The 12,411-nt window shown below is 60.4% G+C and carries 12 protein-coding genes; 3 read left to right on the top strand and 9 right to left on the bottom strand.

The features are described 5' to 3' along the window. Positions 1-167: 167 nt before the first annotated feature. The 7 genes from CV013_RS10730 to CV013_RS10700 form a co-directional block, all read right to left on the bottom strand. Positions 168-1,130: a LysR family transcriptional regulator gene (locus CV013_RS10730; protein WP_102155512.1), complete on the bottom strand. Its 963-nt coding sequence runs from the start codon at positions 1,128-1,130 to the stop codon at positions 168-170. A gap of 119 nt (positions 1,131-1,249) precedes the next feature. Then, a complete protein-coding gene (locus tag CV013_RS10725) occupies positions 1,250-2,527 on the bottom strand; it encodes an alpha/beta hydrolase (protein ID WP_102155510.1) in 1,278 nt (425 codons plus the stop codon). A 131-nt stretch (positions 2,528-2,658) separates the two neighbouring features. Further along, positions 2,659-4,869, bottom strand: coding sequence for a TonB-dependent receptor (locus CV013_RS10720; RefSeq protein ID WP_102155508.1), 2,211 nt, complete (start codon positions 4,867-4,869; stop codon positions 2,659-2,661). Positions 4,870-5,285: 416 nt separating this feature from the next. After that, entirely contained in the window at positions 5,286-6,407 is a 1,122-nt protein-coding gene (locus tag CV013_RS10715) for a CaiB/BaiF CoA transferase family protein (protein WP_102155506.1), read from the bottom strand. Further along, complete coding sequence (locus tag CV013_RS10710; protein ID WP_102155504.1) at positions 6,407-7,564, bottom strand: acyl-CoA dehydrogenase family protein; 1,158 nt, start codon at positions 7,562-7,564, stop codon at positions 6,407-6,409. The genes CV013_RS10715 and CV013_RS10710 overlap by 1 nt, the downstream gene beginning before the upstream one ends. A 4-nt stretch (positions 7,565-7,568) precedes the next feature. After that, positions 7,569-7,910 carry a hypothetical protein gene (locus CV013_RS10705; protein WP_102155502.1) on the bottom strand — a complete coding sequence of 114 codons (342 nt, stop codon included), beginning with the start codon at positions 7,908-7,910 and terminating at the stop codon, positions 7,569-7,571. Positions 7,911-7,918: 8 nt separating this feature from the next. Then, the gene (locus CV013_RS10700) at positions 7,919-8,221 is read right to left on the bottom strand and encodes a hypothetical protein (RefSeq protein ID WP_102155500.1); all 303 of its coding nucleotides are present in this window, start codon (positions 8,219-8,221) and stop codon (positions 7,919-7,921) included. 220 nt (positions 8,222-8,441) lie between these two features. Here CV013_RS10700 and CV013_RS10695 point away from each other — a divergent pair, with 220 nt between their 5' ends. The 3 genes from CV013_RS10695 to CV013_RS10685 are packed head-to-tail and all read left to right on the top strand — an operon-like array spanning position 8,442 to position 10,939. Beyond that, positions 8,442-9,395, top strand: coding sequence for an HpcH/HpaI aldolase/citrate lyase family protein (locus CV013_RS10695; RefSeq protein WP_198591860.1), 954 nt, complete (start codon positions 8,442-8,444; stop codon positions 9,393-9,395). Further along, complete coding sequence (locus CV013_RS10690; protein WP_102155498.1) at positions 9,392-10,588, top strand: CaiB/BaiF CoA transferase family protein; 1,197 nt, start codon at positions 9,392-9,394, stop codon at positions 10,586-10,588. Before CV013_RS10695 ends, CV013_RS10690 begins: the two co-directional genes overlap by 4 nt. A gap of 54 nt (positions 10,589-10,642) precedes the next feature. Beyond that, the gene (locus CV013_RS10685) at positions 10,643-10,939 is read left to right on the top strand and encodes an antibiotic biosynthesis monooxygenase family protein (RefSeq protein WP_102155496.1); all 297 of its coding nucleotides are present in this window, start codon (positions 10,643-10,645) and stop codon (positions 10,937-10,939) included. Between the two features lie 386 nt (positions 10,940-11,325). On the opposite strand, the gene CV013_RS10680 is transcribed toward CV013_RS10685, so the two are convergent. Further along, on the bottom strand, positions 11,326-11,811 hold the full coding sequence (locus tag CV013_RS10680) for a MarR family winged helix-turn-helix transcriptional regulator (protein WP_102155494.1): 486 nt from the start codon (positions 11,809-11,811) through the stop codon (positions 11,326-11,328). Between the two features lie 7 nt (positions 11,812-11,818). Beyond that, on the bottom strand, positions 11,819-12,244 hold the full coding sequence (locus tag CV013_RS10675) for an organic hydroperoxide resistance protein (protein ID WP_102155492.1): 426 nt from the start codon (positions 12,242-12,244) through the stop codon (positions 11,819-11,821). Positions 12,245-12,411: the final 167 nt, after the last annotated feature.

Genomic DNA, 12,411 nt, shown 5'->3' with positions numbered 1-12,411 from the left:
ACGTCCCTGGGGCTGGCCGAGCAGCCAGCCTCCGCTTGTAGCCGCGTACCGGAGGAGTGCCTCAGGTACGCCGCGCGTTGTTCGCTTCTGATCATTGGTCGATCATCGCCAGCGCCGACCGCGAGGTCTATTGCTTTGTCGGGAAACGACCTTTCCCGGCTCGGTGGTCAGGCGGCGGACCGGCGCAGCGTGCTCTCCAGCAGATGATCGATCAGCAGTTGGCCAGCGGCGGTGAGCTTCTCGTTGCGGCGAACGCAGATCATCAAGCGGCGGCGGGCCCAATCTTCCGAAAGGGCGCGTACCTCGATCTTCAACTCTTTGACATAAGGCCAGGCGTAGGACGACGGGACCAGGGCGACGCCCAGCCCGGCCGCTACCATGGCGCGAGCATTTTCGTAGCTGTTGGTGTGGACTCGTTCGTTGAGAACGACCCCATGTTTGCGTGCCTGCTCATCTAGCAGGTCGTGAAAGTTGTTGGCGCAACGCATGGCGACGATCGGATGCTCGCAGATGTCCGCGAGCGAAAGTGCGCTCTTCTCGCAGAGGACATGCCCTCTGGGCAATATCACCCGGAGCTCATCCTCTCTCCAGGGGATGAGTTCGAGTTTCTCGGGCAGTGGGGAAGCAAAGGACGTGATCACGCCAACATCCGCCTCACCGATCCGTACCGCGTTCAATGTCTCGTCCAGAGTGCATTCGTCGACCCGAACGTCGACACCGGGGTTTGCCTCAAGGAAGTCGGCCAGCATCGTTCCAAGCATGCTGGAAGCCGCCCACATGTGGCACAGGCGGACATAGCCGCTTTCGCCGCCCCTCTGGGCGTCGAGATCTCTCGCCAGCGATTGCAGCTCTGCGAAGATCGTAACCACATGTTCGGCCAAGGCGTGGCCGGCGGACGTGAGTTTCATCCCCCGGTCACGGCGATCGAACAGGACTACTCCCGTGCGCGCCTCCATTTCGGAGATGCGGCGGCTGACGGCGGAGAGCGCGATGTTCTCGCGTTCTGCCGCCCGAACCAGACTGCCTTCGCTCACGATCGAGAGGAAGACCCGCAGGGTCACCAAGTCCAACCCGAGCGATGTCCAGTTCCGCGGATTCCGGCTAACCAATTGCTTGCTTCTACAAGCCATTATCGACACTCCCTCTCCTTGGGGCGCCGATGACCGCTGTTCCCGCGTCTAACGCCAGCCCGTCCGGTACTTTATAAACTCCATGCGGAATAGCAATGCCACCTGGGCTGACCCGTAGGTCAGACCGGGAAGCGGGCTTGTAGCCATTCGATGATCTTATCCATGCCTTCCCAGTTGCGCCCGGTACCGGGAGCGTCGGGTAAGAACATGCCAAAGTGCCCAGTGTGGCGAACGAGGTGCAACGTCTTGTCGGCTGCGCCGCCCGCCTCGATAATGGCCTTGGCGTGACTCATCCGCGTGCCGCAGTCGCCCGCATAATGGACGAACAGCGTCGGCACCTTTACCTTCGCCAGGTTATGCGCCGTCTTCGCATTGCTCGTATTCGCGCTCCAGGTGCTCAGCCATGCACGCGGCGTGAGATAGCGCCCGAACCCTTCGCTCCCGTAGTTTTCAAGATCGGGGCGATCGCTGAAGTAAGAATGGACCGGCCGATCATCAGGGTCGATGGTCAGGTCGACATAAGCAGGATCTGCCGCCGTCCTGTAGATGATCATATGGGTTTCAGTGTTGGCCTGGCGGATGAGGTCGAGGGGCGCCTCGGGCCCTAACTTCGCAACCAGAGCCGCCGCCTCACGCTGGCGATTGACCAGGCTGCGAGCCTTGGCGTCGATGCGCCTGACCCGTGCCTTCTGGGCGGCGCGATAGCGAGCGAGGAACTCCTGGCTGTAGACCGAGGGAGTTGGCGGAATAGCGAAACCATTGGCTGGGTTGTACATATCCAGATCCGGATCGCTGGCGAGGGGATCGTCCTCGTCGATGACCGCTGCATCGATCATCTGTTCCATGCACAGCCCCTCGCCGAGATGACCGGCGATGATGGTGATGCCGTCGATTTCCGGGAGATCGTATTTGTTCAGATCCAAGGGGTCGCCGGCGGGCGTCTCGGTGAGGCGTTCACCCGGCTCGGCCGAGGCCTGGGCCTGGTAGAAGGCTGCCAGCGAGGCACCGCCGCTGGCGCCCAGCAGGATGACGGTTTCGCAGCCCTGTTCCTTGAGGAACCGGACCCCGGCCGCCAGATCAAGAAGCACGTTCTCGTGGACAGTCGAGACATCGTTGTTGGGTGAGCGCGAGCCGCGAGCCAAGACGGCGTAACCGGCTTTGGAGAGTGCCCCGTTATAGTAGCTCGTGCTGACGTCCGAACGCGGGTGCATGATATGCACGCCGACTTTCGGCGTACTGTTCTTGCGCTTGTAGAGCAGTCCGCGTGACGGCGCGCCGTCTTCCGAGGTCAGCTGAATGGGCGTTACCTGAATATCGCTCGGAAGGTCTGCGAGATTTTCGATTCCGAAGGTTGGACTTTGGACGCTACCGCCAGCCCTGACCAGTGTCTGAGACATGCTTTATTTTCCTACTAGAGTTCACAAGAATGAAGTGTTCTGGAGTGAACCACTGCTGGGTCAGTGCGTAATTCGGGCCCGGTCGCGGTTCACCTAACCTAATTTGTTTTGGATGGATCTTTCAGGATCGGTCAGTATTCCCAGCGGAGCTCTACCCCCACCGTTCGTCCGCGCACGATTGCACAAGCACAACCCGAACCGACCGCAGTATTCGTTTCCAGTGCAAACTTGTCTGCCAGGTTTTTCCCGTAGATACTGAGAGTCAGTTGGGTCGTCGGCGAATAGTTGAGGCTGGCATCCCACAGACCGAGAGATGGCAAGGGCGAGGCATTGGCAACGTCGTACATCTGGGAGCTGCGGTAATGATTGTTCACGCGTGCCTCGATGAGGCCGAAAGAGAACTCTTTCGAATATTCCGCCGAGATATTGTAGGTCCATTCCGGCGCCAGCGGCAGCTTTAGAGCCTTATCCGCCGCATTGATCACGCCGTCGCGGTTCAGGTCGGCGTCGACCTTTTTGTACTTCGCGTCGAGGTACCCCACCGAACCGCTGACGATCAGCCCGGGCAGCACCTGCTGGACCAGTTCCGCCTCGGCGCCTGCGAACGTTGCCTCGCCTGCGTTGAAGGTTTGGGTAACATTATACCCCAGGGCGGGATAATAGACGGAAGACGCCCGCTGCAGATCCTTTTTATCACTGTAGAAGACCGCTAGATTCAACCGGGTGCGGTGGTCAAACCACTCGGACTTCAGTCCGGCTTCGTAGGTCCAGGTCGATTCCGGATTGAACGACGCCGGCGGCACAGCGGTGTTGCTATATGAGAGCGGATAGCCTCCACTGCGTTGCGCCTTTTGGACGGTCGCATAGAGGATGGCGTTGTCGCTCAGCTTGTAGTTGAGGCCGAACTTCGGAACGAATGCCTCGAAGCTGACCTCTGGGTTCAGCCACTGATAGGTGCAGTCCAGAGTGACGAGGTCACATTGCCCGTTGTTGGCATTCTTTGTGCGCTTGCGTTCATAGTTATACCGCCCGCCTACGGTCACCGTCAGCGAGTCGGTCAGGTCGTAATCGCCCTGCAGGAATACACCGAATGCGTCGGCTTCCAGTTCACTGCCGCGCATCAGATTTGTGCTAGGGGCTATTACCTCCACGCGGTATTTGACGTTCTGGTGGAAGGCGTAAACACCGGTTGTCAGATTCAGTTTTCCGAAGGTTCCATTGTACCGCAGTTCGTTGCTGATCTGATTCTGGCGCAGTCTGGTGTTGACCCCCGAAATTGGGTCCGACGTGCCATCGTTGTCGTACAATGAGCCGTTTTTCAGTTTGCGCCAGCCAAGGACGTTGGTGATGACGCCGTCTCCCAATCCGACGTGTAAATCGGTTGTCAGCGTCGCTGAATACCAGTCAATCAGCGTGTCGCCGTTGAGGTTTAGCGAGACGCGTCGCGGGTCGGTACCGGCGGTCGTCACCGTACCATCGCCGGTGACGCGCCCATGTTCGAGCACCAGGACGGCGTCGAGTGCGCCATTTTGAAATCGCAAGGACGGCCGGACGACCAGCGATTCTTCTTTGCCCAGGTCCGTGTTCAGGAATTCGTTGTAATAGTATCCCTCGTCCTTGCGGTACTGAACGGCCAGCCGTCCTGAGAAACCGCCGCCGAGCGATCCGCCTCCCGCGGCTTGCGCTGTATAGGCAGGGCCGCTCTCCACCCCGACTTTGGCGTTGAGGGAAGTTGCTTCGGTTGGCTTGCGAGTGTTGATGAGCGCTGCGCCGCCGACTACGTTGCGTCCGAAGAGGATACCCTGTGGACCACGTAGGATCTCCACCGACTCCAGATCGAACATCGAGGTCATCTGGCCCTGAATAACGCCGAGGTAGACACCGTTCACAAACGTGCCGACCTCGGGTTCGATTCCAGGGTCCGAGGACACCACACCCGATCCGCGGATCGCGAAGTTGGCGGATTTGGCGTTGACAGCGGCGGTGAAGACCACATTCGGCGTCGCCGACATGAACGACCGAAGATCCTCCACGTGCATGTTTTCCACCTGATTTGCCGAGAAGGCCGAGACTGCCGCCGGTACATCCTGAGCACGCTCGCCACCTGCTCGTTTCGTGGCGGTGACGACAATTTCCGTCAGTTGGGCGGAGCCACTGTCGTTCTGCTGGGCAGAGGTCTTGTCCTCCTGCGCTGCGGAGGTTTTGTCCTGCTGAGCGGGTTGCGCGTCAGTGGCAGCGGGTGCGATCTCAGCGGCGGAGGCGACACTTCCAGCGCCTGCCAAGCCCAGAAAAATGCCGAGCGCAGTGACACATTGATACTTAAGTCCTGATTGAAAACTCATAAGTTCCCCTCCTGTTTGCGGAGTTCATGCTCGCAAACTTTGAGGTAAGACTGACCCCGGTCGCCACCTTCGTCTATTGCTGAATCAAGAAACGTCTTTCTCTAGGCGGCGAACACAATGCCTTGGACGCCGGGTTCCTGGCTCACTTGATCGCGTCCCGAGATTGCGCGCACGCGCTGAAACGAACGTCACGCTTGGCAAAGGACGCCCTGACCAGCCCATCAGGCCAGCCTATCTGGGCTGCCCGCCCTCTTCCGATACCAGATGGCGTAACGAGAATTTGCCGAAAGCTCGCTTGTGGTTTCGCTTGCTCTCGGACCCGGCGTACGCGGGCCGATCGATGGGGTGCGACCCAGCATGAATGATGGAGAGCTTGGCGGCTGCCCTTCTCTTTGCACCAGTAATGGATCCTGAGCCTAGAGGCCTAGCTCCTTCAGGATGCGTTCGGTGTGCTCTCCAATCGCAGGCACCGGGTCCATGCGTGCCTCGTCCAGGCCAGGCGGGAGCAGAGATGGCACCGGGCCGACCGGTGTCTCGACGTGTCGCCATCGGTTCCGCGCGGCGAGTTGGTCGTGGCGCCAAAGCCGCGCCATGTCATTGACTGCAGCATTCGCAATGTCTGCCGCGTCCAGTTTTGCGGTGACCTCGACGACGGTCAGAGCCGCGAAGGCGGCGGCGATGATCTCGCGCAGCGCCGTTCGGTTTTCCGAACGTCTGGAGACAGCATCGAAGCGAGGGTCGCGGGCCAGAGGCGCGTTCTCCAGCACCTCCGCGCAGAAGACCGTCCACTCCCGATCATTCTGGATACCGAGCATAACCTCGCCGTCGGAGGCGGGGAATGGCCCATATGGATAGATGGTGGCGTGCTCGGCACCGACCCTGCGTGGCGCTGGCGCGCCGTCGAATGCGTAGTAGAGCGGAAAGCTCATCCACTCTGTCAGGCTTTCGAGCATGGAAATGTCGAGTCGCTGGCCGTGGCCGGTTTGATCGCGCTCGATCAAGGCCGCCAGGATAGTGGAGTAGGCATACATGCCGGCCGCGATGTCGCCGACCGAGATGCCCGCCTTCGCCGGGTTGGGGCCATCCCCGGTCACGGACAGGAAGCCGGCCTCGCTCTGGATAAGGAGGTCGTAGGCTTTCCGCGCCTCGTCCGGACCGCCGCTGCCGTAGCCCGAAATGTCGCAGACGATCAGCCGCGGATGCGCCGATTTCAGCGTGGCGTAGTCGAAGCCCATCCGCGCCGCAGAACCGGGCGCCAGATTCTGCACGAGAACGTCCGCTCGCGCCACCAGACGCATGAGTGCCTCGGCGCCCTCGGGTGTCTTCAAGTCGAGGACGATGCTCTCTTTCGAACGGTTGCACCATACGAAGTAAGACGCCAGTCCGCGCACTCGTTCATCATAACCTCGCGCAAAATCCCCCTCTGGACGCTCGACCTTGATTACGCGGGCGCCAAGGTCCGCGAGCTGGCGCGTCGCGAAGGGGGCGGCGACTGCCTGCTCCAGCGAAACAACGGTGATTCCTGCCAGCGGTTGCATCAGAACGACCTCGGCAGGCCCAGGACATGTTCGGCGACGTAGGACAGGATCAGGTTCGTGCTGATCGGGGCCACCTGATAGAGCCGTGTCTCGCGGAACTTACGCTCCACATCGTATTCGTTGGCGAAACCGAAACCGCCATGGGTTTGCAGGCACACGTTCGCCGCTTCCCAGGATGCCTTGGCCGCCAGATGCTTGGCCATATTCGCCTCGGCTCCGCACGGCTGGTGGGCGTCAAACAATTCCGCCGCACGGAACCGCATGAGGTCAGCGGCCCGAATCTCCATATAGGCGTCGGCGATGGGAAACTGGACGCCCTGATTCTGGCCGATAGGGCGACCGAACACGATGCGGTCCTTGGCGTAGGCGCTCGACCGGTCGATGAACCAGTAGCCGTCCCCGATACACTCGGCGGCGATCAACGTTCGCTCGGCGTTGAGGCCGTCCAGAATGTACTTGAACCCTTTGCCTTCCTCGCCAATCAGGTTCTCAGCGGGTATCTTCAGTTCCTCGAAGAACACCTCGTTGGTTTCGTGGTTTACCATATTATCGATCGGCCGGATCGACATGCCGTTCGCCAGGGCGTCGGCTACGTCGACGATGAAGAGCGACAAGCCCTCGGAACGCTTCCTGACTTCGCCCAGAGGCGTTGTCCGCGCCAACAGGATCATGAGGTCAGAATGCTGGATTCGGCTGATCCAGACCTTTTGGCCGGTGACCACATAGTGATCGCCGCAAAGCACGGCGCGGGTTTTCAGCTGGGTGGTGTCGGTGCCGGTCGTCGGTTCGGTCACCGCCATTGACTGCAACCGCAACTCTCCACTGGCGATCTTCGGCAGATAGCGCTGCTTCTGCGCGTCGGAGCCGTGCCGCATGAGCGTATTCATGTTATACATCTGGCCGTGGCAAGCTCCGGAATTGCCTCCGGCCCGGTTGATCTCCTCCATGATAACCGAGGCCTCGACTAGGCTTAGCCCCGAGCCGCCGTAGGCTTCAGGGATCAGCGCCGCCATCCAGCCCGCGCGGGTAAGGGCTTCGACGAAGGCCTCCGGATAGGCGCGCTCGGCATCGACCTCTCGGAAATACGCATCCGGGAACTGCGCGCAGAGGGCGCGAACGGCGTCCCTGATCTCTTCGTGGGAATGTGGATTCGACATGAGGCTAGTAATCCTTCCTGCGCGGATCCGCGCTGGTTTGCATGCGAAGCTCCCCGCGCTCGTCACAGGCGAACGCCGTCGCCGTCGAGCCGCGGACAGAACCGCAGATGAGGAGGGGGTGATGGGCGAAGGTCGGGCTCACAGCGCGGAACTTGAAGTGCTCGATGTCACGGTCCGGGCATCGGCTGATGAGCTCGTCGAAGAGCGCAGCTCCGTCTGCCGGCAGTCTGACCTCGTCCCGATCCAGAGTCGGCTGCAGGCCAAGGACAGGTGTGTCCCGGACCACATCATGGCGCAGGGTTTCCCACCCGCCACAGACGCTGAGCGCATCATGAATCGTTTCCATGGGCCGACTTATGCGATGACCGGCAGACGCCGTGCACGCGCTTTGTGGTCAAACCTGATTTCGCGAAATTCGATGCCATGCTCGCAGCCGGTTGCGATGACGTCGCAAGGCGCCCTGCAAAAGCGGAAACGGTTCTGCCAGAGCCGCACAGTACCATCGCAGAGGCTGGAACACCGCTCGAGCAGCAGGTCATCAACCTCTCTCAGCGGCAGCGCAGAGTGCACAAATCGGTCCGGAAAAGGTCGTTTCCTGACAAAGCAATAGACCTTGAGTTCAGCGCTGACGATGATCGACGAATGAAAAGAAGTCACCTGCTCTCGCCGTACCCGAGGCCACTCTTTCGTGACATGACAGCAACTGGAGCCTGCCGGACCAGCGGCAGCGGTTATTGGTCGGAGTATCCGATCGCCCCCGCCCATGCGGATGCAGGCATTCCTCGCGTCCTGGCGCGTTCGAGCGAAACTATCGTTCGAGCGAAACCATGAAGAAACCGATTACCGGGTCGTTTTGCGCGGCGGACAGGAGATGGTGTTGAGCGGAGAAAGCAAGGGCAGAGTGCAACGGCTCCAGCGGTCAGAGCTGGCAGTGCCCGCCAGCTCTGAGAGCTTGTTCGACAAGGCGGCGCGCGGGCCAGCGGATTCGCTGTTTCTGGATCTGGAGGATGCTGTCGCGCCCGATCAGCGGGTTGCTGCGCGGGCGACCGCGGCGATGGCGCTGCAGGACATCGACTGGGGCGACAAGACAGTTTCGGTGCGGGTCAATGGCCTCGGCACGATCTGGGGCCTGGATGACTTGTTGGCGGTCGCACGGTGTCCCCGGCTCGACATGGTGCTGATCCCGAAGGTCGAGACGCCCGATGATGTGATCTTCGTCGACCGGCTGCTAGGCGAAATGGAGCTGGCGGTCCCGCGCGAAACGCCGCTGGGCATCGAGATTTTGATTGAGACGACCAAGGGCCTCGCCAATGTCGAGGCGATTGCCGCGTGTTCGAAGCGGCTCGAAGGGATTGTCTTCGGCGTTGGCGATTACTCGGTTGAGCTGCAGAATTTCGACTTGGAGTTCGGTTCGCCAAGCGAGGACTATGCCGTGCGTACGCCCGATGGTGCGCTGCACTGGAACGACCAGTGGCATTTCGCGCTGGCGCGTATCGCCAATGCCTGCCGAGCCTATGGCCTGAGGCCGATCGACGGTCCTTACGTCAATTACGCAGATGTGGACGGCTACCGCGCCAGTTGCCGCCGGGCGCGGGCGCTCGGCTTCGAAGGGAAATGGGCGATTCACCCCTCGCAGGTATCGTTGGCGAATGAAGAGTTCGCGCCTCGCCCGGAGCATGTACGCTGGGCGCGGGATATCCAGGCGAAGATGGCGCAGGCCGACGCGGAGGGGAGGGGGGCGATCGGACTGGGCGGCGTCCTGATCGACCGCGCGCATGTCAAGCTGGCCGAGCGTATCCTTTGCCGCGCGGCGCTGGCGGAACAGAGATGAGCGGCCCTCTTGCCGGCATCCGCGTCCTCGACATAGCGACTTTCCTCGCGGCACCTTTCTGCGGCACAATCCTGGCCGATTTCGGCGCGGAGGTGTTCAAGATCGAGAACCCCAGTGGAGGGGATTCGCTCCGCCGCTTCGGATCGCGCAGTGACGCCGGCGACACCTTCATGTGGATGAGCGAGGCGCGCAACAAGAAGTCGGCGACGCTCGACCTGCGCACCCCCGAGGGCGCTGAACTGTTCCGCAAACTCGTCGCCCAGTCCGATGTCGTTCTTGAGAATTTCCGGCCTGGCACGTTGGAGAAATGGGGTCTCGGGTACGAGGCCCTGGCCGAGATCAATCCGCGGCTGGTGATGCTCAGGGTCAGCGCCTACGGCCAGACCGGGCCGTACTCCGCGCGCCCCGGCTTCGCACGCATCGCGCATGCTTTCAGCGGGCTTGCCTATCTGGCGGGAGAGCCTGGTCGCGTGCCGGTCGTGCCCGGATCGACCTCGCTGGCGGATTACATGTCAGGCCTCTTCGGCGCGATCGGCGTGCTGATCGCGTTGCGCCATGCCGAGAAGACCGGGCAGGGGCAGGAGGTCGATGTCGGACTGTATGAGTCGATGTTCCGCGTGCTGGACGAGCTTGCCCCCGCTTATGCCGCGAAGGGCGTGCAGCGCGAACGGATGGGGGCCGACGTGATCAACATCGTGCCGCACAGCCATTATCCGACCGCCGATGGGCATTATGTCGCGCTCGCCTGCTCGAATGACCGGATGTGGGGGCGATTGTCTGCGGCGATGGGGCGGGCTGAACTGGCGCAGGACCCACGCTATCAAACGATTCCGACGCGGGATGCACACCGCGACGAGATCAACGCGATTGTGCGCAACTGGACCTCCGCCCTGTCGCTGAGTGACATAGTGACGCGCTGCGACGCGGAGCAGGTGCCGGTTAGCAAGCTGATGTCTGTCTCCGACATCTTCGAGGATCCGCAATATGCGGCACGCGAGAACCTGCAGACAATTGAGGACCCGCGCGCGGGGCCCCTGACGCTGCCGGGATCGGTGCCGCGAATGTCGCGAACGCCGCCTCGGCTCAGACATGCCGGGCCTGCACTTGGTGACGCCAATGAAGAACTGTTTCAGACCATTCTGGGGGTCAGCGAGGAGAGATGTCGCGATCTTCGGGCCCGCCGCATTATATAGCGGGAAGCTACCGTCGGCAGAGGCAACAGCCGCACATCGAACAGGATACAGGTGATGATTACGGAAATAGTGGAAATTCGGATTAAGCCCAAAATGCAGGATGAATTCATCGCCGGAGTCGAGAAGTCGAAGGAGCTTTTTGAACGCTCGCCGGGCTTCCAGAATTTGGAGCTGCACAGGCAAATAGAAGATCCGGAAATATTTCTTCTGTTTATCAATTGGGATTCGGTTTCCCATCACATGGACATGTTCCGGAAGTCGCCGGAATATCAGGAGTGGCGCGGCAATGTGGGGCACTTTTTCGCCGACACGCCGCGTTTGCAGCATTCCGAAACGCAACTTGCTTACTGACCGGGAAACCCGGTTTGACGGGCGCTGTCAGAGCGAATGCACCTGATTGACGAGATGAGATGAGATGAGATGAGATGAGTTTGGGGGTGACTATATGCTGGCACCGAACCCGGTGTGCTGGATTGAAGCATGCGAATTCCCGATGCGTGGCGCTTGGACGGGGTAGTTTGAGCTTCGATCTCTGCAATTCGAGCCTTCAAGCCATAATAATCTAGCAAAATGTCGAGTAAGATATGTATTTAATATCAATGCGATAAACTTCCAATGGTTGCATGGTGAACTGCGTTATCGCACTCTAATGGGTAGCGTAGATTTCTGCTGTCATCGGCTATAATGCGTTGGGCGTCCTAGCGATTGCAGTTCTGACCAAAGCGAGCGCGATCGTGTTATTGAACTGCCGCGCTGTCCTTGGCTTCCTTTTTTCTGGCGATGTCATCGGCCAGAAGATGCACCAACAACACCACGGAATTGCGCAAGGTCTCGGTTTCCTCCGGCGCCAGGGCAATGTCCCGGGCAAGCTCGTCAGGTATTTTGAGCGCTTGCTCGCGAAGCCCCTGGCCGTGAGGTGTTGGTGCGATCAGTACGCGACGCTCGTCATGCGGGTCGCGGCTGCGTGTGATGAAGCCGCCTCGTTCCATGCGCTTCAGGAGCGGCGTCAGCGTACCGTTGTCGAGATGCAGGCACGAGCCGATTTCGCCAACGGTCACCGGCGCGCGCTCCCACAGGATCAGCATCACCAGATATTGCGAATAGGTGAGTCCCAATGGCGTGAGCAACGGGCGATAAAGCCGCTGCAAGAGGTTGGTCGCCGCATAAAGCGGAAAGCAGACCTGATTATCCAGTCGCAGGGGGTCGTCGCTCAATTCGGCCATGGAAGTTCTACCTGGTCTTCACGGACAGTTCGACATCGATGTTCCCCTTGACCGCGTTGGAATAGGGGCAGGCCTTGTGGGCATCGGCAACGATTTCTTCGGCGCTGGCCTGATCGACACCGGCGATGGTGACGTCAAGCGCAACCGTCAAGCTGAATCCGCCGCTTGCGTTTGGCGCCATGCCGACCGTGGCGATCACCACGACATCGTCATCCTTGATCTTGTTTGCCTTGTTGCGCGTCACGTGGATGACGGCATTGCCGAAACAGGCGGCATAGCCGGCCGCGAACAATTGCTCGGGGTTGGTGGCGTCTTCCGTGCCACCGAGTTTCTTAGGCAGGCTGAGGTTCAGTTCCAGCAGCCCATCGTCGCTTGTGACCGTGCCCGCGCGTCCGCCAATTGCGGTCACTTTCGTGGAATAGATCGTGCTCATCTTCGTCTCCGTTGGATGAAGTAATATTTTAAGCCATAATATGGCTAGAAATATAAATAGGTGTCTCAAGCCCCTGACGCAAGTGCCGATCCATTGCGGAGTTCTCGGATTGAAGGACTGGCCGCTGATTCCAACTACCTGAACTCCGCGATGAGCGACCGGCGGAT

This window comes from Tsuneonella flava (assembly GCF_002870965.1).
Taxonomy (GTDB): domain Bacteria; phylum Pseudomonadota; class Alphaproteobacteria; order Sphingomonadales; family Sphingomonadaceae; genus Tsuneonella; species Tsuneonella flava.
Note: the sequence above shows the minus strand (reverse complement) of the source record. Positions and strands in the feature narration are given on the sequence as shown.

Excerpts from the sequence above, each read along its gene's own strand:
- CV013_RS10705 (WP_102155502.1), bottom strand. The coding sequence starts at position 7,910 with ATGGAAACGATTCATGATGCGCTCAGCGTCTGTGGCGGGTGGGAAACC.
- CV013_RS10690 (WP_102155498.1), top strand. The coding sequence starts at position 9,392 with ATGAGCGGCCCTCTTGCCGGCATCCGCGTCCTCGACATAGCGACTTTC.
- CV013_RS10680 (WP_102155494.1), bottom strand. The coding sequence starts at position 11,811 with ATGGCCGAATTGAGCGACGACCCCCTGCGACTGGATAATCAGGTCTGC.
- CV013_RS10710 (WP_102155504.1), bottom strand. The coding sequence starts at position 7,564 with ATGTCGAATCCACATTCCCACGAAGAGATCAGGGACGCCGTTCGCGCC.
- CV013_RS10675 (WP_102155492.1), bottom strand. The coding sequence starts at position 12,244 with ATGAGCACGATCTATTCCACGAAAGTGACCGCAATTGGCGGACGCGCG.
- CV013_RS10720 (WP_102155508.1), bottom strand. The coding sequence starts at position 4,869 with ATGAGTTTTCAATCAGGACTTAAGTATCAATGTGTCACTGCGCTCGGC.
- CV013_RS10715 (WP_102155506.1), bottom strand. The coding sequence starts at position 6,407 with ATGCAACCGCTGGCAGGAATCACCGTTGTTTCGCTGGAGCAGGCAGTC.
- CV013_RS10725 (WP_102155510.1), bottom strand. The coding sequence starts at position 2,527 with ATGTCTCAGACACTGGTCAGGGCTGGCGGTAGCGTCCAAAGTCCAACC.
- CV013_RS10730 (WP_102155512.1), bottom strand. The coding sequence starts at position 1,130 with ATGGCTTGTAGAAGCAAGCAATTGGTTAGCCGGAATCCGCGGAACTGG.
- CV013_RS10685 (WP_102155496.1), top strand. The coding sequence starts at position 10,643 with ATGATTACGGAAATAGTGGAAATTCGGATTAAGCCCAAAATGCAGGAT.